The organism is Arthrobacter sp. StoSoilA2 (assembly GCF_019977195.1).
GTDB lineage: Bacteria > Actinomycetota > Actinomycetes > Actinomycetales > Micrococcaceae > Arthrobacter.
Genome location: NZ_AP024643.1, coordinates 1,217,501 through 1,238,188, shown reverse-complemented (window position 1 = coordinate 1,238,188; position 20,688 = coordinate 1,217,501). Strand labels below are relative to the sequence as shown.

The 20,688-nt window shown below is 62.4% G+C and carries 21 protein-coding genes; 7 read left to right on the top strand and 14 right to left on the bottom strand.

All coding sequences use genetic code 11. The annotated features are described in order from the left end of the window. Positions 1 to 22 precede the first annotated feature (22 nt). A complete protein-coding gene (locus LDN82_RS05760; RefSeq protein ID WP_224166690.1) occupies positions 23 to 868 on the bottom strand; it encodes an alpha/beta hydrolase in 846 nt (281 codons plus the stop codon). A 28-nt stretch (positions 869 to 896) separates the two neighbouring features. Further along, positions 897 to 1,889, bottom strand: a complete 993-nt coding sequence (locus tag LDN82_RS05755) for an NADP-dependent oxidoreductase (protein WP_224166689.1) — start codon at positions 1,887 to 1,889, stop codon at positions 897 to 899. Positions 1,890 to 2,159: 270 nt separating this feature from the next. Here LDN82_RS05755 and helR point away from each other — a divergent pair, with 270 nt between their 5' ends. Continuing rightward, on the top strand, positions 2,160 to 4,355 hold the full coding sequence (helR, locus tag LDN82_RS05750; protein ID WP_224166688.1) for an RNA polymerase recycling motor ATPase HelR: 2,196 nt from the start codon (positions 2,160 to 2,162) through the stop codon (positions 4,353 to 4,355). Between the two features lie 29 nt (positions 4,356 to 4,384). Here the strand turns inward: helR and LDN82_RS05745 are convergent, their stop codons facing one another. The 5 genes from LDN82_RS05745 to LDN82_RS05725 all read right to left on the bottom strand — a co-directional run bounded on the left by LDN82_RS05745 (position 4,385) and on the right by LDN82_RS05725 (position 8,659). Then, positions 4,385 to 4,723: a YciI family protein gene (locus tag LDN82_RS05745; protein ID WP_224166687.1), complete on the bottom strand. Its 339-nt coding sequence runs from the start codon at positions 4,721 to 4,723 to the stop codon at positions 4,385 to 4,387. 43 nt (positions 4,724 to 4,766) lie between these two features. Then, the gene (locus LDN82_RS05740) at positions 4,767 to 5,747 is read right to left on the bottom strand and encodes a TIGR03086 family metal-binding protein (protein WP_224166686.1); all 981 of its coding nucleotides are present in this window, start codon (positions 5,745 to 5,747) and stop codon (positions 4,767 to 4,769) included. A gap of 24 nt (positions 5,748 to 5,771) precedes the next feature. Then, a complete protein-coding gene (locus LDN82_RS05735) occupies positions 5,772 to 6,107 on the bottom strand; it encodes a metalloregulator ArsR/SmtB family transcription factor (RefSeq protein ID WP_224166685.1) in 336 nt (111 codons plus the stop codon). Positions 6,108 to 6,478: 371 nt separating this feature from the next. Then, positions 6,479 to 7,852, bottom strand: coding sequence for an MFS transporter (locus tag LDN82_RS05730; RefSeq protein ID WP_224166684.1), 1,374 nt, complete (start codon positions 7,850 to 7,852; stop codon positions 6,479 to 6,481). Between the two features lie 69 nt (positions 7,853 to 7,921). Continuing rightward, a complete protein-coding gene (locus LDN82_RS05725) occupies positions 7,922 to 8,659 on the bottom strand; it encodes a GAF and ANTAR domain-containing protein (protein ID WP_224166683.1) in 738 nt (245 codons plus the stop codon). Between the two features lie 272 nt (positions 8,660 to 8,931). On the opposite strand from LDN82_RS05725, the gene LDN82_RS05720 reads away from it, so the two are divergent. Continuing rightward, the gene (locus LDN82_RS05720; protein WP_224166682.1) at positions 8,932 to 9,363 is read left to right on the top strand and encodes a hypothetical protein; all 432 of its coding nucleotides are present in this window, start codon (positions 8,932 to 8,934) and stop codon (positions 9,361 to 9,363) included. A gap of 72 nt (positions 9,364 to 9,435) precedes the next feature. Here LDN82_RS05720 and LDN82_RS05715 read toward each other — a convergent pair whose 3' ends face one another. The 4 genes from LDN82_RS05715 to LDN82_RS05700 form a co-directional block, all read right to left on the bottom strand. Further along, positions 9,436 to 10,674, bottom strand: coding sequence for a HipA domain-containing protein (locus LDN82_RS05715; protein WP_224166681.1), 1,239 nt, complete (start codon positions 10,672 to 10,674; stop codon positions 9,436 to 9,438). Then, a complete protein-coding gene (locus LDN82_RS05710; protein WP_224091342.1) occupies positions 10,671 to 10,928 on the bottom strand; it encodes a helix-turn-helix domain-containing protein in 258 nt (85 codons plus the stop codon). Before LDN82_RS05710 ends, LDN82_RS05715 begins: the two co-directional genes overlap by 4 nt. A 146-nt stretch (positions 10,929 to 11,074) precedes the next feature. Further along, positions 11,075 to 11,245, bottom strand: coding sequence for a substrate-binding domain-containing protein (locus LDN82_RS05705; protein WP_224166680.1), 171 nt, complete (start codon positions 11,243 to 11,245; stop codon positions 11,075 to 11,077). 30 nt (positions 11,246 to 11,275) lie between these two features. Next, positions 11,276 to 11,965: a hypothetical protein gene (locus LDN82_RS05700; RefSeq protein ID WP_224166679.1), complete on the bottom strand. Its 690-nt coding sequence runs from the start codon at positions 11,963 to 11,965 to the stop codon at positions 11,276 to 11,278. Between the two features lie 168 nt (positions 11,966 to 12,133). Here LDN82_RS05700 and LDN82_RS05695 point away from each other — a divergent pair, with 168 nt between their 5' ends. Genes LDN82_RS05695 through LDN82_RS05680 form a run of 4 tightly spaced genes read left to right on the top strand, consistent with a single transcriptional unit; the run spans position 12,134 to position 16,049 of the window. Further along, a complete protein-coding gene (locus tag LDN82_RS05695) occupies positions 12,134 to 12,895 on the top strand; it encodes an SDR family oxidoreductase (RefSeq protein ID WP_224167470.1) in 762 nt (253 codons plus the stop codon). Positions 12,896 to 12,930: 35 nt separating this feature from the next. Further along, positions 12,931 to 13,362, top strand: a complete 432-nt coding sequence (locus LDN82_RS05690; protein WP_224166678.1) for a VOC family protein — start codon at positions 12,931 to 12,933, stop codon at positions 13,360 to 13,362. Next, positions 13,359 to 13,910, top strand: a complete 552-nt coding sequence (locus LDN82_RS05685) for a DinB family protein (protein ID WP_224166677.1) — start codon at positions 13,359 to 13,361, stop codon at positions 13,908 to 13,910. The genes LDN82_RS05690 and LDN82_RS05685 overlap by 4 nt, the downstream gene beginning before the upstream one ends. Before the next feature lie 21 nt (positions 13,911 to 13,931). Beyond that, on the top strand, positions 13,932 to 16,049 hold the full coding sequence (locus LDN82_RS05680; protein ID WP_224166676.1) for an HNH endonuclease signature motif containing protein: 2,118 nt from the start codon (positions 13,932 to 13,934) through the stop codon (positions 16,047 to 16,049). Between the two features lie 280 nt (positions 16,050 to 16,329). Here the strand turns inward: LDN82_RS05680 and LDN82_RS05675 are convergent, their stop codons facing one another. After that, a complete protein-coding gene (locus tag LDN82_RS05675) occupies positions 16,330 to 17,184 on the bottom strand; it encodes a PfkB family carbohydrate kinase (RefSeq protein WP_224166675.1) in 855 nt (284 codons plus the stop codon). 98 nt (positions 17,185 to 17,282) lie between these two features. Between LDN82_RS05675 and LDN82_RS05670 the strand changes: the two genes are divergently transcribed. Further along, positions 17,283 to 18,035, top strand: coding sequence for a metalloregulator ArsR/SmtB family transcription factor (locus LDN82_RS05670; RefSeq protein WP_224167469.1), 753 nt, complete (start codon positions 17,283 to 17,285; stop codon positions 18,033 to 18,035). Positions 18,036 to 18,122: 87 nt separating this feature from the next. Here the strand turns inward: LDN82_RS05670 and LDN82_RS05665 are convergent, their stop codons facing one another. Next, positions 18,123 to 19,121: a nucleoside hydrolase gene (locus LDN82_RS05665; RefSeq protein ID WP_224166674.1), complete on the bottom strand. Its 999-nt coding sequence runs from the start codon at positions 19,119 to 19,121 to the stop codon at positions 18,123 to 18,125. Between the two features lie 94 nt (positions 19,122 to 19,215). Beyond that, complete coding sequence (locus LDN82_RS05660; protein WP_224166673.1) at positions 19,216 to 20,646, bottom strand: MFS transporter; 1,431 nt, start codon at positions 20,644 to 20,646, stop codon at positions 19,216 to 19,218. Between the last annotated feature and the right edge of the window lie 42 nt (positions 20,647 to 20,688).

Sequence of the window (20,688 nt, the reverse complement as noted above, 5' to 3'; positions counted from 1 at the left end):
TACCGTATCAGCGCTTGCTGGATCATCGGCCAAGGAATTCGAGGGCAACGGGCACGAACTCCTGGTGGTACTGGAAGATGCCGCCATGCCCTGAATCCGGGTAGATGACCAGTTCACTGCCCGGAATCCGGAGGTGCATATCGTCGGAGAGTCGGGACGGAACCATGCGGTCGTTGTCGCCGTTGGCGATGAGGGTCGGCTGGGTGATCGCGCCCAGGTTGGCCGGTTCCGTGCGGCCCCACTTCTTGATGGCCTTGAGCTGCGTCTGGAAGGCTTTGGTCTTGATGGGTGCGTCCCGGTTGGCGGTGCGCTCGTTGAGTCGCTGGATAAATGCCCTCGCGGCGGGCTTGCCTGCAGCATTGCGGTTGAAGAACAGGAATTCCTTGGGGTCCTGCCGGGTCAGTGTTGCTCGCAGGACGTCGTAGTAGGTTACGCGGGCCACCTTGTCGATGTCCTTCCCGCCTGCAGGACCAGTGCCGGCAAGAACAAGCTTGCGCACCAGCTCCGGGTATTTGAGCACCAAAGCTTGGGCAATCATGCCCCCGAGCGAGAATCCAAAGAGGTCTACTTTCTGATGCCCGAGCGCCTTGATGAAGGTCGCGGCGTCTTCCGCCATCTCCTCTATGGTGCCCGGAACGTTGCCGGTTGTGGCACCGACACCGCGGTTGCTGAAGGTGATCACGTGGTGCTTCCGGGCGATGGGGTCGATGATGCGCGGATCCCAGTTGTCCATCGTGGCAGCGAGGTGGACCAGGAAGACGACGGGAATTCCACCCTTCGGGCCCAGCTCACGGTAACTGTAGGTGACGCCGCCGGCCGTAATTGTGCTGACCGGTGCGTCCTTGTAGGCGGTGATGACATTGCTCATGGTGTTTGTTCCTGACTAGTGGATTTACTTAGTGGCTGACGACTGTTTTGCCACGGACGCCGCCCTTGTCCAGCTCCGCAAGGACCTCCGGCGTCTGGTCGAACGGAACTATGCGGCCCACCACGGGGCGGATTTCGCCGGCGTCGATGAGCGCGGCAATCTCGCGCAGCTGGCTGCCGTTGGCGCGCATGAAGAGGAACTCATAGGTGACCCCGAGACGACGGGCCTTACGCCGGATGCCGGCACTAATGAGCGCGACAGCGCCCTTCATCACGGCGTTTGCTCCGAGCTCCTGGGCAAAGCCGGGATCCGGCGGGCCTGAGATGCCGATGGCCTTACCGCCCGGTTTGAGGACCTTCAGCGACCGCTCCAGATTCTCACCGCCGAGGCTATCCAGAACGAGATCGTAGCCATGGAGGATTTCCGCGAAGTCCTCCGTCCGGTAATCAATGACGACGTCGGCCCCGAGCTCGCGGACAAAGTCCGCGTTTGCGGCGCTGACCGTTGTAGCAACGGTGGCCCCAAGGTACTTGGCCAGCTGGATCGCGATGGAGCCCACTCCCCCGGCCCCCGCATGGATCAGGACCTTCTGGCCCGGGCCAACTTTGCCGCGTTCAACGAGCGCCTGCCAGGCGGTCAAGGCCACCAAGGGCAGGGATCCAGCCTCGTCCATACTGATCGACGCCGGCTTGATGGCAAGGTCCGCCTCGGCCACGGCGATCCGCTCGGCAAACGTACCGATGCGATCCTTGTCCGGGCGGGCGAACACCTCATCCCCTGGTTTGAAGGACTGTACTTTTGCACCAACACTGACCACCACTCCGGCGAGGTCGTTGCCAAGGATCAGCGGCAGCCTGTACGGGAGGACCTGCTTGAACTCGCCCTGCCGGATCTTCTCGTCCAACTGGTTCAGGCCGGCCGCCTTCACCTGAACCAGCACGTCGTGCTCCCCAACCAACGGCTCGGGAACGTCAACTTCCTGCAGGGGTTCTTTGTACTTTTTGAGGACGAAGGCTCTCATTGGGGGTCTCCTGACGAAATAACTGAGTTGACTCAATTCTGAGCTTACTCAGTTCTTAAGTCAAGAGAAGGCCGAGACCCCCTAAAACAGCCCAGCAAAAAGGCACGAAAAAAGGAGACACGTTGTGTCTCCTCACTTTCAATCTATACGGCACTGGGGGGCTTGCCGCAAGGCCCGGGGGTTGCTGCAAAATTGAGAGCCGACGCCGGGAGTACGCGCTGTTTCAAACGCGCGGTTCCGGCGTCATCAGCCCAGAAAGGAGCTGACAACGTGCCCCTCACAACCAGCGCGTTCAACCTTCCCGAGCACCTCGCACCCAAAGCAGATCCAGCCCTGATCGCTGCCGATGAGCAGCATTTCGCAGCCATCGCTGAAAGCCTTGAGCAGACCATCTCCGAGCTATCCGATCAGCTCGATGCCATCCGCAAAGCCCCAAGCCGCTTCGGCCAGGAGGCCGTGGAGAAGGACGTTGAAACCCGTCGGCTGACCGGTCGGCTTCGTGCACTACGTCGTTTCGGCCTGGACCTTTGCCTTGGCCGGATGGTCCCCGCCGGCAACACTGAACCTCTCTACATTGGGCGACTCGGACTCACGGACAGTGACGGCCGCAGGCTGCTGATCGATTGGCGTTCGCCCGCCGCCGAGCCTTTCTTCGGAGCCACCCACGCCAACCCGATGGGTCTGGCGGCCCGCCGTCGTTATCGCTGGACCCGTGGCCGGGTTACCGACTACTGGGACGAGGCGTTCACGGAAGACCCGGCCTCGGCGGAATTGCCCGGCAGCACCGCTGCGCTTGAGGACCTTTCAGCCTTCATCGCCAGCCTGGGCAGCAGCCGCTCGGCACGGATGCGGGACGTGCTCGGCACTATCCAGGCAGACCAGGACGCCATCATCCGCGCGTCTTCCCGGGGTGCTTTGGTGGTCGACGGCGGTCCCGGTACAGGGAAGACTGTGGTCGCCTTGCACCGCGCGGCCTATCTCCTCTACTCGGACCCCCGGCTCGGTCACCGCAGGGGCGGCGTCCTGTTCGTCGGCCCCCACCGGCCCTTCCTGGCGTACGTTGCCGATGTCCTTCCCAGCCTTGGTGAGGAGGGCGTGCAGACCTGCACCCTGCGCGACCTCGTGCCTGAAGGAGCCGACGCTGCCCTTGAAGCCGACGACGAAGTTGCCCGTCTGAAATCTTCTGCGGACCTGGTGAAGGCGATTGAGCCGGCCGTGAGGTTCTACGAGTCACCGCCGAAGGAGGGTCTGGAAGTCGAGACGCCCTGGGCCGACGTCTGGCTCAGCGCAGACGACTGGGCCGAGGCCTTCGACCTGCCAACACCAGGCACTCCCCACAATGAGGCGCGCGAGGAAGTCTGGGAGGAACTGCTCACCATTTTGGTGGACAAGTTCGATACGGACGAGGTTCCGGAGGACTTGCTTCGGCAGTCATTCGCCCGGAATCCGGATCTGGTGGAAGCGTTCAGCCGGGCGTGGCCGCTGCTTCATTACACGGATCTCGTGGCCGACCTGTGGCGGGTGCCTGCGTACCTGCGTCTGTGCGCCCCTTGGCTCAGTACTGAGGACGCGGGAAGGCTTCAGCGGGCCGATCCGAACGCCTGGACTGTGTCGGACTTGCCCCTCTTGGACGCAGCCCGGCAACGGCTGGGCGATCCTGAAGCATCCAAACGAAGGCGTCGACAGAAGGCCGAGGCCGCCGCCGAACGTGAACTCATGGATCGCGTTGTGGAAGACCTCGTAGCCGCTGACGATTCCGAAATGCTGGTCATGTCCATGCTGCGCGGCGAGGACATGCAGGAGAAGCTCATGGACGAGTCAGTATTGATCGCCGACCCTGACCAGCTCGCCGGCCCGTTCGCCCATGTGGTGGTGGATGAGGCACAGGAACTGACCGATGCCCAGTGGCAGATGCTCCTGCAGCGCTGCCCGTCCCGGAGCTTCACCATCGTCGGTGACCGCGCGCAGGCCAGGCATGGATTCATTGAGTCCTGGCAGGAACGCCTGGAGCGGATAGGACTGGGCAACGTGAACCTGACGCATCTCAGCATCAACTACCGAACGCCCGAGGAAGTGATGGCCGAGGCTGAACCTGTCATCAAGGCCGCCCTCCCCGACGCCAACGTGCCCACGTCCATCCGGAGCAGCGAGCTCCCGGTCGTCCACGGATCCGCTGCGGACCTGGACTCGATCCTCACCACGTGGCTTGACGCGCACGCCGATGGAATCGCTTGCGTCATCAGCAAGAACGACGTCGGACGCGGCTCGCTCCCAGCGTCGCCGCGCCTGCGTTGGCTGGCGCCGGAACTAGTGAAGGGTCTGGAGTTCGACGTCGTCGTCCTGATCGATCCGGAGGAATTCGGCACGGGCATCGAAGGGGCCGTGGACCGCTATGTCGCGATGACCAGGGCCACCCAGCAGCTGATCATTCTCACCACTGCCGGGTCCGCCCTGACCAATCATTGAGGAACGCGCCAATCGCTGAGGAACGCGAGCTACATTCCAGGGATTTCCTGCGCTTCGTGGACTTCGATCTCACAGCCACCGGGCATGTTCAGGTGCGGGTGGACTTTGGCGAGCTCAACGGCGGCGTCGAGGTTGTCGGCTTCGAGGATGCTGTAGCCAGCCACTTCACGCTTGCTGGGCGACGTGCTGCCGTCGGAGGCCACGCGGACTCCGTTGGCCAGCGGCGTGCCGAAGTCCACCAGGCGATCGCCCACCTTGGCACCCCAAGCGTTCCACTCCCCCATGACGGCAGCCATGTCATCCGGTGACGGCGGGGCGGCCTCTGCGGGGGTCATCGGTGCGTGGTAGATGAAAACATACTTGGACATGATGATCCTTCTTTCCTGCTGTTTGTTTTGGGGTTAAGGAGGTTTAGAGGGTGACAGTGCGGCCGGTGAAGGCTACGAGCCGTTCCAGACTGCTGGCTGTCTCCGCCGTCGGCTGCTCTGGCGCGAAGCTGCCGCCGGAGCGGACCTGCTCGGAGATGGTCTGCCGGGCAAGTTCCGTCACGTAATCGCTGACGACGTCGGACACCTCCACTTGCTGTCCCGTCGCCTTGGCGAAGTCCCAGGCGTGGACGAGCAGTTCGAGGTTCAGGATCCCGGCGACCGTGGTTGCCGGCAATTCGGCGAACTTCATGTCCACGGTTCCCTCAAGACCGCGCTTGCTGAAGGCTTCCAGCGCAGGCTGGGCCAATTCAGCGATCCGCACCTCGGGCGACGCGTCCGCGCGGTCCACGGGTGCTGCACCGAGCGCACGGCCGATGCCCTTCAGCGATCCGGCCAAGTGGTCCAGCAACTCGCTGACGTTGAACTCCTCGCAGGGCGTGGCTTTCGCTGTGTCCCCGGGAGTGACGTTGCGAAGCACGCCAAGAAGGATGGCCAAGGACGCATCAGCTGAGCTCAGCTGGTTGATGGGATCAGGTGCCCATGCCCAGTCGTCGCGGCCGGCGCCGTCCTTCGATGAAGCCTCAGACAGCAGCCGATCCAGGTAGTGGTTCCAGCCCATCGCATGGGATGTCTCCTGCTCCTCGGTGAGCCCTTCATGCAGCAACCGGAGGGACGTTCCGTCGGCATCCGGCTCCAAGGTGATGCTGATGGTGGAGGCACCCGGAGGCAGATCGCCCCCGCCTTCCCAGCCCCACGTGAAGACCACTCGCTTGCCCGGTTCGATTTCCTGGAACGTTCCGGCGGCATGGTGGCCGGGGGTAACGGTCCAGCGGAAATCCCCACCGATCCTGAGGTCCACCCGGGCTGCGACCGTTTGCCAGCGCCGCAGTCGCTCGGGCTGGGTGATGAGGGCGAAGGCCTCGTCGGCTGTGACCGGCAGGTGGATGGTTTTGTCGAAACTCATGTGCGTCCTCGCCTTTGGAAGTTATTAGTGGTCTGGGTGTTGTTGATGCTGATCGCCCCGCTGTTGGGCAAGAGCGGCGGCATCGGAAGCCAGCAGGTCCAGTTCGTTGGTCCAGAACTGGGAAACAAGATCACGGAGCCGGCCCATCCCCTGGGGATCGAGCCTGTAGTACCGGTTTCTCCCTTCCTTGCGGGCCATCACCAGGCCCGCTTTCTCCAACAACAACAGGTGCTGTGAAACCGCGGACCGGCTGACCTCGAAATGAGCCGCCAAATCACTGACCGCCTTCTCGCTGCCTGCCAGGAGATGAAGCAGCCGACGCCGATTGGGCTCGGCAGCTATCTCCAGGGCATCCAACACAAATAATACGTTAGTGGCCACTAACGTATTAAGCAAGGCATGTGGCTAGTGCCTCCCCCGGGGCAGCTCCCGCTTGCGGGAGCTGCGATGCCGCGGCCCCCTCGCACGCCGGCCTCGTTGCAACAAGGCAGAGAGTGGCAAGGCCAAACGGGAAACGACCACTGCGGCGAGAGCCACCAGGGTCACAAGAATGGCAACGGTGACCAGCATCAGCCACAATTCGGGCGCTGGCGAGCCACTGGGTATTTCCGGGGTATTTTCGAGTCCAAGCATCTACTTCTCCTGCAATCCGGGGCGTAACTATTGCAGTGGTGAGTACGAGTGAATGCCGGAACGTGTCGCGGAAGGCCCGATTCTTTGGGTCAGTTGTTTTATCGCGTGTCCGCGGTGGGCTTCCGCCACATCACGGCGAGCACCAACACCAGCACGTTCAGGCCCAGCATCACCAGGACCATGAGTCCCCAGTTCGCTTGATTCACGCCCGAGCCATACAGCACACCGATCAGCACGGTTGCAGTGATCGCGCCAAGGTAGCGGCAGGTCTGGAAGATTCCGGCAGCTACTCCTCGTTCTTCCGGGCGGGCAGAAACGTAGAGCCCTTGGTTCGAGGCCGTGCTCACCAACCCATAGGGAATGCCCATCATTGCGGTCAGCACGAACACCAAAGGCGCCCACAGCGACAACGTGAGCGCGCCAAGGCCGGCTGCAGCAACAGTCAGAATCAGCACACCTGTGATCAGGACGGAACGCACGCCGAACCGCTCCATCAGCCGCACCGTCAGTGGCGTCACCACAACCGACAACGCCGCAAGGGGCAGCATGAGCAGGCCTACTACACCGGCGTCGTAATGACCTGCTTCCTGAAGCAATTGCGGCAGTCCGAAGAAGGCAAAGTAGTAGACGCCGCTGAAAACCACGAACAGCAAATACACCAGCAACAGCGGCCGGTTCCTGCCCAGCAGGCGGAGGTCAAGGAACGGCGGGCGGAAGCGCAGCTCGCGCCAGGCGAAAAGCGCGCCGATCACAGTCGCAGCGGCCGAGAGCCACCAACGGTAGGCCGGCATCACGTTCAGTAACGCCATCATCGCGAGCATGAGCGACGTGACGAATGCGAGGATGCCGGGGATGTCGGAGTCGCGGATCAGAGCCGACAGCCTGCCCGTTTCGCGTCCGGAGTCGGCCGGCGCAGCCTTGTGCACCACAATCAGCGCAAGCAGCGCGATTGGCACATTGATCGCGAACAGCGCCTGCCAACCGACCAAACTCACCAACAATCCGCCCACCACCGGACCCACGGCAGCAGCTGATGTGTTTGCCATCTGGATCCTGCCCAGCGGCCGGGTGGACGGTAAGTTAGCCAGCTTGCTCAGTTCGGTGACCATCACGACGGCCGAGGGATACGCCGTCGCGGTCCCCACCGCCATCAGCGCGCGGGCCACACACACCAAAGCGAAGTTGGGAAGGAACGGCGCGATGGCGCAGGTGACGGCGACCAAAGCCATGCCGAAAGTGAACAAGCGGCGGGGGCCGAAGCGGTCAGCGAGCCTGCCCATGAGCGGCTGGCCGGCCGCGGAAGCGAGGTAGAACGACGTGATCACCCAGGTAACGGTGGCGACGTCGAGCGCGAAATCCTGCCGCAGCACTACCAGCGCGACCGCGATCATCGACGAGTTCAGCGGGTTCAGCGCCGTCCCAAGGCTCAGCGCAGCAATGGCGAGGCCGGGCCGGGGTCTATTCGTCGTCACCCACCCAAGTCTGCTCCATAGTTGCTTCGGGTTACGAAACGCGTTCGCGGGGCGGACATTCCTGGGGGGTCACTCCTCGAAGTGCGTCGTAATCTTCCCCGAGGACACGGCGGCGATGATCGACTGGGCCAAATGCCGCAGCTTGATGTTCCGATTGCTGGAGGCAGTCCGGAGGATGGTGAAGGCCTCTTCCTGGCTGCAGTGGTTCTGCGCCATGATCGCACCCACCGCGAGGTCGATCACCGTGCGCGACTGCATCGCAGCGGCAAGATCATTCCGCGCATCGCTGAGTTGCGCGATCTTCAAGGCGAGCCGCAGAGACTTCGAAGCGTGCGAAGCGAATACTTCGGCGCGTTCCACATCATCGTCACTGAATGCATTGGTCCGCTCTGAATAGAGGTTCAGGGCAGCGCGGGTATCCCCCTCGACCAGCAGCGGCACGCTCAAGATGGACCGAAGCCCCTGATGGGAGGCGGCCTGAACATACTCCGGCCAACGGTGTTCGCGAAGAAGATCCGGGACCAAAACTGAGGTCAGCTTGTCCATGGCCGTAAGACAAGGGCCTTCGAAGGTGTTTTGGAGTTCGTCCATGACGCGGGCACGGTCATCACTGCTTGCGGCCGTGGCCGACTTCTTGCGACGAAGGACTGTAATGCCGCAATAAACAGGAGACTTGCGGTGAGAGAGGCTCTCTGCCGAGAAAGAAGCGAGATCGCCGAGAAAAGCCTCGACGTCTTCACTGCCCAGGACCAGATCCAGAAAATATCCGTTCTGGAGAGCTTCCTGCTCGGGGCGGGGGTTGACCATGTGGCACGTTCCTACTGACTGAAAAGCGTCCCCAGCAGACAGCAAAGGAGCGAATATTGCCGCCCTCTGCAAAACGGTCTGAAGACACCATATCGCCCAACGTTCAACGGTACAAAGTGCGGCACGACATGCGCTGACCTGCACATACATGAATCAAACCGGGGCCCACTTTGTCAATCCGGGCGGGGTGTCACATCGAACAGAAAGTAAGTAGGCTTACTTTATTATTCGAGTCCGGCCACCGGACCCAATCGTGAAAAGGAGAACCTCTGATGGGCGTTGAAGACAGCATCCGTAAAGCCGCCGAAAACGCGATGGAAGACCTGGCCGGCACGTCCGATCCCGTTGACAAAGGGCAGGTTCCGGAGCCAAACGAGAAGGACGACGACATCCATGTCCACTCCTCCATCAGCGAAGGATCCAACGCGATGGACTCGGACACGCCTGAAGAGCAGGCGCAGGGAACGTCGGGCCGCTCGTTCGCTGTGGCCGGCGACGGCGAGGCCCACGAGGAACCCTCAGCCCGCACTGCCGGAGTAACAGACAGCGACATGAACCAGGACCGGGAAGGCGACCGCGACGTGCCCGCCGCATCCGGCGACGTCCCCGGACCCGCAGGTCTGCCCGACGGAACCCCGGACGAACTTCGGGCAGACCCCTCCGAGGGTGAACAGGACCCGTCCACGAGCATGGGCCGGGGCTAAGACGAAAGCACCACGCCCGGGACGTCAACGACCAATCGCCGTGTGGGCACCTACTCCCGCCTGGCCGACTTGCTACTCCCGCCTGGCCGACTTGCCCGCCAAAAGGTCGTCGGCACGTCTGGCTATAAGGTCCGGCAAGTGTTGGATTGCCTGCGGTGCAGGAACCCCGGCCTGCGCGAGAGCCTTCACGGTTTCCTCGATAACTCCACGCGCAACGTCCATATCCAGACCCCAGGCTGCAGCTTCCCGCCGCAGGTGATCAAGCGTGATGTAGTTGAGCCGCGCCTGCCCCGCGATGGAGTGACCCGCGTTCGAGCTACGCGCGTACAGCAACAAGGTGGGCGCCGCGTCGTACACGGGCGCTAGAGTAACTTCACCTGATTCGCCAATGAGGATGGAATAGTTCTTTGAGTGCGCGTCGCCGTTGCCAATGAGGACGTTGAAGGTAACCACTTTCAGCAAATCAGTCATGAAAACCTCAGGACTTCTTGAGTGAAATGCCGCCACTTCGACAACCTTGGTCAAGCGCGAAGGCGCAGTGGTCGATTGGTCATACTTCGCCGCCGAGGAGAGGCCTAACAACTGGGTAAAGTCCTCCTGGTGAATTCGGACGCTTTCGGCCGTGCGGTCATACCGCTCAACAATCAATGCATCCCGACTTCCGAAATGCTGGATCCATGTTTTTGCTGATGCCAATCCAGCAGTACTGGCCAGCTCCAGCGCCCAGTGCTCTGCGGCAAGGAGATGTGGAATGGGGGAATCCAGGGGGTCCGGTTTTATGATGTGGGTTGAGGCCGCTCCATTGGCTGGCCAACACCACTTGTCACCTTGCCGAGTCAACAGAACCTTGGACTGAACACCTCCCAGCGATGTTGAGATGGCAAAGTCGTCCGGTAGGTCCCAGGTGGGAAGGGACTCAACGGCGGCTACGACTTCCGCGTCCGACATTTCGAGCAGCTCGCCAACACCCGAGGGATCCACCCCTTCCGGAAGTACTTGGACCGCTCCAGCGCAGTCGGCACCCACCTTCGCCAAGAGCGCCTTAATGTCAGTGGTGGAAGACTTTGCCAAGGACGCAAGATGCGCCCGGACCTGACCTTCGGGCAGCAGTCCGTCGAAGAAGTTGTAGACCTCAGGCCCCACGATCGCTTCCCGCCGGAGTGGAAGGGACAGGGAGAGCAATGCCGCCCCCGCGCCGTACTCGGCCACAACCTCAGGAAGATACTCCAGTTTGGGCCGCATCGATGTGCCCGTCAGCCAGGCGATGTGTCGCCCATGGAGCCAAACCGCCAGGCGCTTCCCTGCGTTCACCTCTTCACGTCCAGTCTGGCGAAGCGTGGAATTAAAGCAACGTCCCGCATTAGCGTTCGCACGGCGGCCATGGCCGTCTCCAAGGAGACATTCTCGCCCTGCTCCAGTCGCACAATCGTGTGCCGACTGGCCTTGATGGCCGTGGCCAGCTCACCTTGGGTCAATCCGCGTTCTTGGCGGGCACCACGGATAGCCGCTCCAAAGGACTTGGCATCAATAGCTCGAAAGAAGGGTGTCTCCTCGGAATGTTGCATATATTCACCATATCAGCCCTTTCAAGAAATGTTGATGATAATGAACATTTACTGATGAGCGGTCTGTTGTTCAATATCTGGGACATAGTCGTGCCCCAGGCCGCTGTCCAGAGGCAGGGCTTTGAAACCGAAAACAGACGTTAGGGCTACTTGCCCGGACGTGGGGCCGCGGTGGAACCCCGCACCACAAGCTCCGTTCCGAGCTCGATCCGCTGCGGCAACTCCTCGTCGCCTTCAAGATGCCGAAGCAGCGCCCGCATAGCCGTCTCAGCCATCTGCACCACGGGCTGACGAACCGTGGTCAGCCCGGGATTCAAAGAAGATCGGGAAGCCGCGGGCTGTCCGCGTCAAGCGATCCGTGCGTCCGTGTCAGGGTCTTGCCGCGCACCGAGCATTCCAGCGATTCTGCCTTCGAGGGCAGCAACGGTCGCCTCCGGAAGGACGATCAGGCCATCGAGTTCCTTGCGCGCACGCTTGTACGCCGTTTGACGTTCTGCCGGGGTAGCTGCGGAGTCTTCTGCAATACGCAGCAGCTTCCGCGCCGTTGCCAGTCTTTGACGTTCCGGGCCAGTGAAGTTGCTGTCCTTGATGCGCCTGGCTTCGCGTTCGGCCACATCGAAAGCGAGTTCGAAGCTGTGGACGGCGGCCCGATACTCAGCCAGCCGGGCCGGCGTCGTTATGTCCTGTGCTGCGGCCGGACCTAGTCCGTCCGCCTCCTTTTTGGCGCGGAGAAATGCGACAGTCAGAGGTTCGCGGACGTCAGTCATCAGCGGATAGTCGATGAGCTTCCCAACGTCCAGCTCGTAGTCCAGCCATTTATGGTTCACGGCATCGTGAGTTGCCATCAACGAGACAACCTCGGCCTGGTTGGCTTGCTCGTGCACCGCAAGCTGGTTCTTCAGCTTGTACAACTCCACCTTACGGCGATGGCGCTCTTCGCTGGCTTTGGACCATGACCTTGCCCACCCGCCGGCCATCCCGCCGATAGGGAAAATGAGCCACCAGTAACTGCCAAGGAAGTCGAAGAGGGGTTCCACAGATTCATCCTCCCACTTCCGAGCCAACCTCGTCCGTGCTCTCAGACAGAGTCACAGCTGCGCGAGCATGAGAGATTCTTATGCTCAGGCCGTTTATTGATAAGTCAGCTTCATCACTCGGTAGGCTCCTTCTGACCACTTTTTCCTTTGGAAGGACACACATTGCCAATCACGAATGACCACAACGACGTGGCATCCGGCACCCCATCCACTCAGCCCCTCAACGTCGTCGTTGCGGGATCCACCAGTGCCGCGGGTCAAGCCGTGGTCGGCTCGCTGGTTGCTGCTGGAGCCCGTGTGGCCGCCGTGGATCTCGACGCTGCCCGTCTTGAAGCACTCGCTGCCTTCCACGACGGCGTGGTGCCGTACACCTGCAACCTTTCGGACCCCGAATCGGTAGAGGCCCTGGCAGGTTCCGTCAGGACCGAGTTCGGATCAGTGGATGGCCTTATCCACCTTGTGGGCGGATGGCGTGGCGGCGAAGGAATCGTTGGCCAGAAGGACGAGGACTGGGACGTCCTGCACACCAGCATCATGACGACCCTCCGCAACACCTCGCGCGCGTTCTACTCCGATCTGGAAGCATCGCCGCGTGGACGCCTGGCCATTGTTTCGGCTGTCGCTGCGGCAAAGCCCACAGCGTCTGGCGCCAGCTATGCCGCAATTAAGGCCGCCTCCGAAGCATGGGTTCTCGGTGTCGCAGACGGCTTCGACGCAGCCCAGTCCGGCCACAAGACTGAACCCAGGGAACAGACGTCGGCCGCAGTGGTCTTCGTGGTCAAGGCGCTGCTTGACGATGCCATGAAGGCAGCCGCTCCGCACCGCAAGTTTCCGGGCTACACCCACGTCAACGAGCTTGGCGACCACGTCTCTGCGCTCTTCGCGGCGCCGGCTTCCCACCTCAACGGCGCCCGTCAGCACCTGAGCTAAGTCCCGCCGTCGTACCCTGTCGCTAGCATGGCCGTATGGACCAGCGACTGCACTTCATCACGTTTGCCACAGCGGATCTCGACCGTGCCCGTTCGTTCTACAAGGATGGGCTCGGTTGGGATCCGCTCATGGACGTGCCCGGAGAGATTATCTACTTCCAGGTTGGGTCGGGGTTGGTGCTCGGGTTATTCGATGCGGAAAAGTTCGACCAGGACCTGGCCGGCAGCGCCCAACACGACGGTGTCAGCGGCGTAACGCTCTCGCACAATGTCGACTCCGCAGCCGAAGTTTCCAGCACCATCGAGCAACTTGTATCTGCCGGCGCAACCGTGCTGAAGCCTGCCCAGTCCAGCGCTTTCGGGGGCATTTTCCACGGCCACGTCAAGGATCCGAACGGCATTATCTGGGAGATCGCGCACAACCCGGGCTGGAGAATCGACGACGACGGCACGGTGGTTTTCGGATGAGCGCCTTCCCGCCGACCTTCGCTGACGACGTCATCAACCACGACGCCCGGGTCCAATTCGATGCGTTCCTTGATGAGCACCGTAGGGCCCTCAACGAAAGCCTCGATGGACTCACGGAAGAACAAGCACGACGACGGCTGGTGCCGTCGCGCACGACTCTTCTGGGCTTGGTGAAGCACGCGACCTTCGTGGAGAAGGTCTGGTTTGACGAGGCCATCACGTGCCGCTCGCGCACCGAAATAGGCATCCCCGCCACACCTGACGAGTCGTTCATTCTCCAGGACACCGACACGATCGCAAGCGTTCAGCGTGCGTATCAGGAGGCCTGCGAAGAATCACGACGGCGGGCTGCGGCCTTGGCGCTCGACGACTTGGTGCGTGGCAACCGGCGCGGTCCACTCCCCCTCCGCTGGGTGTATCTGCACATGCTCCGCGAGCTCGCACAGCACTGCGGCCACGCGGACATTCTGCGGGAGCAAGTCACTAGCAAACAGCCGCTATTTCCCGCGTTTCCTGGTTCCGCATGGAAGGGAGCTAATAATGTCTGAGCCTGGTGAGAGGGTTTATTCATGGGAAGCATTGGGGACATTCTGGCGCGTCGGGTAGCTCTGACTGGCGCCGCATTGCGCCCCCGACGCGTTCCCCTCGGAAGCCACTCCGGTCCTGCCCACGGGCAGGACTGTTGTGAAAGCCCGACGGCGGCAGTCACCGATTCGGAGAAGCTCAGGGCCATGGCGCTGCTTCGCGGCATTGAACCGAAATCCTTCACCACCACCTCTGAGGTCGACCCTGAAATTAGGGTCGATCCTGAAGTCAGCCCGGTTTCCCCAGGACTGGGCGGTTCCTTGGGACTTGGGAGTCCGCTAAGACATCAGGGTGCGCTGGGACTTGGGGATGCGCTCGGACTTGGGGATGCGCTGGCGGACAGCGTTGGGGCCTTGGAAAGTCTGCGTTCCGTCTCCGTGGCCGGTGCCCCGGGGTTCGGGTTTGCCGAAGCCGCGGGGTTCGCCGGGCGGGTGGAGGAGATCGCCCGCACCGTGGAATACCTGCAGGTCATCGCGGCGCACGCCGTGGAACGGACCCGCACCCAAGCCCAGCAGGCACGGCCCTCCTCCGCGGCCGGCACTGGATGGCAGACAGGCTGGACCAACCCCGTACCCACAGACCCTGCGGTCCCGGCCCCGGCAGCAGGACCAAACCCCGCCACCGCCACCGTTTCAGGGTCCGATACTGCTACTGGGTCCGCTACTACCGGGTTCAATACTGCTGCTGGGTCCGGTGCTGCTGCGGTGGCCGATGATGGCTACCGCAACGCCGCGGAATTCCTGCGCGTCCGCCTGAGGATCGGCATCAGCGAAGCCCGGCGCCGGCTCGCCCTCGCAGCCCAGGCACTCCCCCGGACCGGAATCGCCGGGCAACACATCCCGCCCCGCCGCGAAATCCTGGCTGAGGCGCTCGAATCCACACAAATACCCACCCGGTCTGCGAGCATCATCACCGCCGCCCTGGACAAAGTACGGCTCCTCACCGACGAAGAAACCCTCACCGGAATGGAACACGCCCTCACCCGCACCGCCGCCGGGTCCGACCCCGACTTCGTCCTGAAAATGGCCAAACGCTGGAACGACCTGATCGACCAGGACGGCCCGGAACCCAGCGAAGAAATCCTCCGCCAACTCCAAGGCACCTTCATCCGCAAACCCCGCCACGGACTGCACCACCTGGAAATCTTCGCCACCACCGAACAATACGAAACACTCACCACCGCCATGAACACCGCCACCAACCCCCGACTCACCACCGGAAACAGCGACACCACCGGAACCAACGCAGCCGGGCACAGCGAGGCCGCCGGAACCAAGGCAGCCACCATCGAAGGCGACGAGAGCGTTCACTGGAGCGGCGGTGGGAAGGATGACGGCGAAGCATCAGGATCCGCCCAGGGCAGTGACGGCGGGAACAAAGCCAGCGGGAACGAACCAGCCAGCCCGGACCTTGACCGCCGTTCCCGGGCACAGAAACTCCTCGACGGCCTCGTCGTTGCCTGCGGTGTGGCCCTGACCACCGGGAAACTGCCCGCCAACGGCGGACTCCGCCCCCAGGTCATGGTCACCATCAACCACCACGACCTCCTCCAGGAACTCAGGAACACAGCCAACACCCCCAACCGCGCAACCAACACCCCAACCCGTGCAACCAACACCCCGCCCCACCCAACCGGCACCCCCACGAATCAACCCGGCCCGCAACACCCCCGGCTCAGCTCCGGCTCCGCCACCTTCGCCGGCCCGATCCACCCCAACACCATCCGCAAAATCGCCTGCGACGCCGACATCCTCCCCGTCCTGCTCGGAACCGACTCCCGCGTCCTGGACATCGGCCGCACCACTCGGATCTTCCCGCCCCACATCCGCAGAGCCATCACCGCCCGGGACCAAGGCTGCGCGTTCCCCGACTGCACCATGCCCGCCCCCTGGTGCGAAGCCCACCACATCACCTACTGGTCACACGGCGGCCCCACCTCCACCGAGAACGCCACCTTGCTCTGCAGCCACCACCACCACCTCATCCACAAAGAACAATGGACCATCACCACCACCGGCGTGCCTTGGTTCACCCCACCCCCACACATCGACCCCCACCAAACACCACGACGCAACCACCACCACACACCCCTCAGAACATAAGAGAGCCTCAAAGAAGTAGAGGTCGTGTGCTCCTGAACTTTGTTGAGCTCAAGTTCATGACAATCGAATAGGCAGCATTCAATATCTTTACGCAACAACAACAGTCCACTAACTGAAACTGGAGCGTAATTATTAGCTGTTGTTGCAGCCAAGAATTGAGGAAACTCGGACTTTCAAACCTCTACGAGGCCGTGATGGCGCGCACGTAGAAACCGATACCTAGTTTTGTTTCCGATGAAATTCAGAAACTATCGGACTTGAAACCAGCCCTACCCAGTGCTCAACGCCCCAGCACCGGATGCAGATGCTCACTCTCAATCGCGACGCGGGCTTGAACCGCCCCCGCCTCGAGGGCATCAAAAACCGGTGCGCCCCGCAGGGTCGCAGCAAGGAAGCCGGCCATGAACGCATCGCCGGCGCCGTTGGTATCCACCACGTTCGCGGGAACGGCTGGAATCTCATGTTGAGTACCGTCAGCTTCCAAGGCGACAGCACCTTCCGCACCGAGAGTACACACTGCCAACCGGGGCCCGCGCGCAAGGCAGGAATGCATCAGCGCCCAGGGATCATCTGTCCTGTCGTCATTCATGAACACCACACCGGCCGCACTCAGGAACGGCTCATGGAACGTCGAGGTTCCGTCGTAATCATGAAGGTCCACCCATAAAGGCGTCTGGTGAACCTCTTCGCGCTCCAGCAGCAGCACCCCAAATTCACTGAGGTCAATAACGGCAAGATTAGCTGCAGCCACCGCGGCGGCCGCTGTCGCGAGATCCTCCTCGGCGGGGGTGGAAGGCACCGAGACGTAGAGCGATACCCGGCTGCCGTCGTCGGTCATGAGGTTGACGTGGCGCTCAGTCCGCTCGGAGGCAATCTTTTCTACAGTGACCCCGGCGTTGGTGAGTGCGCGGAGGACCCGCCCGCCGTCGTCGTCCGCTCCAAGTGGGGAGCACAACCGTACGCCGATGCCCAGGTCCGCAAGGTGCACCGCTTTCCCCGCCGATGTTCCGCCGACCGTCTCCCAGGCGCGTCGCGCGAACTGCATGTGCGGGACGGGCTCGGGAAGGTGGTCCAGGAGGATGAGCTGGTTCCACGACGCCGGGCCGCAGACGGCAACGCTCGGAGTAGCAGGCATGCGACTATCCAAGCACGGTCCAGGACCCTGTCCGCGGAAACTAGACGGCAAGTCCAAAACCGTTGACACGTGACTAAATGGTCACCTATTCTGAACCCATGGACGCCGTGTTCAAGGCGCTGGCAGACCCCACCCGGCGGGAACTGCTCGACGAACTCTTCCGGGAGGACGGGCAATCCGCCTCCGCACTCGGAGCCCGGTTCGAGATGACCCGCTTCGGCATCGCCAAGCACCTCAAACTGTTGGAGGATGCCGGACTGGTGGTCACGCGCCGCCGAGGACGTGAAAAGCTGCATTTCCTGAACCCCGTCCCCATCAGGCTCATCCACGACCGCTGGGTGAGCAAATACGCAGAACCATGGGCCGCTGCACTCAGCGACCTCAAATCCAGATTGGAAAGTCCCATGGAGAAGATCTTCGAGATTTACATCAAGACCACTCCGGAACGGCTCTGGGAAGCCATCACCAACAGCGAAATCCGCAGCAAGTACCAGTTCGGGAACACGTTCACGGCGGACTGGACTCCCGGCGGCCGGTTCGAAATGCGGAACGTCAAAGCGGAGGAGCCCCTGGGCGAAGGCGAGAACATCGAGGTCGATCCCCCGCGGCGGCTGGTCCAGACGATGCAAGCGTTGTGGGGCGAGGACGTCAAAGCGGAAGGAACGTCGCGGATCACCTGGGAAATCGAACCCGTGGGCGATTCCTGCCACCTCACCGTTACGCACGATCAACTCCGCGAAGGCGCCAACGAGCAGCTTTACGGCGGCTGGCCCATGATCCTCTCCGGGCTCAAGACGTGGCTCGAAACAGGCGAAACACTGACAACGCCCGGCTCGCTCATGTACGCCTAGGCACGTTTAAACCATGGGAACGGCTTAAACCCCGACGACGGCGGGACCTTCCCGCCGTCGTCGTTGCTACTTGTTGCCTCCCGCCAGTTAGGCGACGGGAGCGGTGAGCTCCTCTTCGGAGAGCCAGGCTGCCTGCATGGTGCCCAGCAGGTGCGGGGCGAAGTCTTCGCCAATTTCCAGCACCACGCGGCAACGCGCACCACGCTGGTCGGGGAACCCGAGGTACTGTCCACGGAGGTCGCACACGGTCTGTCCGCGGCTGGGACCGTTTGTTGTGTCGACCTCCACGCGAACGGTCGGCGCCACCGTCAACTCCACTCCCCTGACGGCAATGGCAGCGGCCAGGGGATCGTGCATCGCTGAGCAAGCCCGCCCGAAGATGTCCACATAGAAGCCGAAGTAGTAGCCAAGCATTTCGCCCAGTGCCTTCGAAACGGGGTGCTCGGATGCCAGCAGCTCCTGGCGGTGGGTTTCCTCCAGGACGTTGGTCATGGTGACGTCCAGCGGAACAAGGGTCACGTTCCACTCTGCGGTAAATACTTCCGCCGCGGCCTCGGGGTCGTTGGCGATGTTGGCTTCAGCAACGGGAGTGATGTTTCCCGGGGCCAAGGCCGCGCCGCCCATGATGGTAATTTCAGCGATGAGCTCCGGCAGCTTCGGCTCCAGCCGGAGTGCTTCGGCGATGTTGGTCAGCGGACCGATCGCCACGATACGCAGCTCCCCGGCATGCTTGTGTGCCAGCTGCACCAGCAGTTCAGCAGCCGTCGCCTCAACGGGCTCACGATCCGACGGAGCAAGCTCCACCCCGCCGATGCCGTTATCGCCATGGACATGCGGTGCACCGCCGTGGAAGCTGCCGACCTGCGGATCATGCGCACCGATCGCCACGGGGATGTCCGGATGCCCGGCCAGTTTCAGCAGGTCCAGGGTGTTCCGGGCACCACCGGCGGCGCTGATATTGCCGCTCACAGTGCCGATGCCAACGAGTTCCGCCCGCGGGGTTGCGAGCAGGTAGGCGAGGGCGAGGGCGTCGTCGATTCCCGTATCGCAGTCGAGGTAGAAGGGAGCTGCGGTGGTCTGGATCATGGTCTCTCGTTTCAGGATGATGCGGGCTGTTGTGAAGAGGGGCGTGTGAAGAGGAACGGGGCGAACGCGCGGTGCCGCGTGCCGCCGTCGGGCGTTAGATCTTTTCGCCCTTGGGTGCCGTGATGAACAGGCTGACAAGGAAGGCGAGGACGGTGATGGATACCGAGATCCAGAGCGCCGCCGAGTACCCGGCTGCGGTGCCCTGACCAGCGAACGGGGCAACAACCACGACGCCGAGGCTCGCCCCGATGCCGAAGGAGGCGCCGTTGATTCCCGGCAGTGCTGCCGGTGCCTCCTTGGGCGAGAGCAGGACGGATAGTCCGTTGATCGCAGTGAGGAAGAAGCCGTTGTAGAAGATGCCCAAGGCTGCAATGGCGATGAGGACGGCTACTTGGTTGTCGGCGAAAAGGGCTGCCGCGATGGCGCAGGCCAGGCTGGTGGCTGTACCGACGCGGACCGTCTTGATCCAGCCGCGGCGGTCGGCAATCCAGCCGGCGAGCGGGGCCGCGAACACGCCGATCAGGGCTGCCGGAGTCAGGAACAGCAATGCTGCCACCGAGGCCGACAAACCGAAGCCGTTGTCCTTGTCCTGGCTGAGAAGGACCACGGTGAAGTTGATGATCGCGAAGATGCCAGCGAGCGTCAGCACAGTGGTGGCGATGACCGGCCATACCTGGCGCGAACGGAGGTGGTGGACTGCGACCAGAGGCGTGGAGCGCTTCTTCTCGATGAGCCAGAATGCGGTGAAGGACGCGATGCTACCAGCGAGCAGGCCAAGCGCGGCAGGGGAGGTCCAACCGGCCGAAGAACCTGTAGAGACGAAGTACGTGATGAACACGAGGAACACAGACAGGGAACCTGCACCCCACCAGTCCATCCGCCCCGGAGCCACAGCGGACTTCCCGCCCGGGACTACTTTGATGACGCATACGACGGCGATCGCGGCCAGGGCGAGCACGGCAACGAAGATCGACTGGAAGCCAAGCGTTTCAGCCATCAGTCCACCGAAGTAGCCATCAACACCGCCCACACCGCCGTTGATGGCAGCGATGATGCCGATGGACGTGCCGAAGAGTCGGGCAGGCAGGTATTCATTGAGCACGATGTAGGAGAGCGCGAAGATGGCACTCGAGACACCCTGCATGAAGCGACCTGTGACCAACAGCGGCAGGTTCGGGGCGAAGATGCACAGCACAGTTCCAGCGCCCATGATGGCCAGGACCAAGAGCAGTGCGGTGCGGCGGCCGATGAAATCGCTCCAGCGTCCAATCACGGGTCCGGAGATGGCGCCCGCAAGGAAGAACATGGACTGTACCTGCGCCACCGCCTCGGGCGTTTCACCAAAGAAGGAACCGATGTGCGGGAGTGCCGGGGTGATCATGCTGGCATTGAGCTGGAACGACAATACGGCGAGAACCAGCGTGGTGATCAGCAGGGCTGCAGCACGACCGCCGGGGCGGGTCTCCGACGTCGCTACTGCGGTTTCGGAAGGCTGCGCCTCTACCGCGGTGTTGGGGATATTCACATCAAACTCCTTTGTCCGAGGGCGCTGGCGGCGCCACGAGAT

Bases quoted from the DNA above. Each gene is read 5' to 3' on its own strand.
- LDN82_RS05760 (WP_224166690.1), bottom strand. From the start codon at position 868: ATGAGCAATGTCATCACCGCCTACAAGGACGCACCGGTCAGCACAATT.
- LDN82_RS05755 (WP_224166689.1), bottom strand. From the start codon at position 1,889: ATGAGAGCCTTCGTCCTCAAAAAGTACAAAGAACCCCTGCAGGAAGTT.
- LDN82_RS05745 (WP_224166687.1), bottom strand. From the start codon at position 4,723: ATGTCCAAGTATGTTTTCATCTACCACGCACCGATGACCCCCGCAGAG.
- LDN82_RS05740 (WP_224166686.1), bottom strand. From the start codon at position 5,747: ATGAGTTTCGACAAAACCATCCACCTGCCGGTCACAGCCGACGAGGCC.
- LDN82_RS05725 (WP_224166683.1), bottom strand. From the start codon at position 8,659: ATGGTCAACCCCCGCCCCGAGCAGGAAGCTCTCCAGAACGGATATTTT.
- LDN82_RS05720 (WP_224166682.1), top strand. From the start codon at position 8,932: ATGGGCGTTGAAGACAGCATCCGTAAAGCCGCCGAAAACGCGATGGAA.
- LDN82_RS05710 (WP_224091342.1), bottom strand. From the start codon at position 10,928: ATGCAACATTCCGAGGAGACACCCTTCTTTCGAGCTATTGATGCCAAG.
- LDN82_RS05690 (WP_224166678.1), top strand. From the start codon at position 12,931: ATGGACCAGCGACTGCACTTCATCACGTTTGCCACAGCGGATCTCGAC.
- LDN82_RS05685 (WP_224166677.1), top strand. From the start codon at position 13,359: ATGAGCGCCTTCCCGCCGACCTTCGCTGACGACGTCATCAACCACGAC.
- LDN82_RS05680 (WP_224166676.1), top strand. From the start codon at position 13,932: ATGGGAAGCATTGGGGACATTCTGGCGCGTCGGGTAGCTCTGACTGGC.
- LDN82_RS05675 (WP_224166675.1), bottom strand. From the start codon at position 17,184: ATGCCTGCTACTCCGAGCGTTGCCGTCTGCGGCCCGGCGTCGTGGAAC.
- LDN82_RS05670 (WP_224167469.1), top strand. From the start codon at position 17,283: ATGGACGCCGTGTTCAAGGCGCTGGCAGACCCCACCCGGCGGGAACTG.
- LDN82_RS05665 (WP_224166674.1), bottom strand. From the start codon at position 19,121: ATGATCCAGACCACCGCAGCTCCCTTCTACCTCGACTGCGATACGGGA.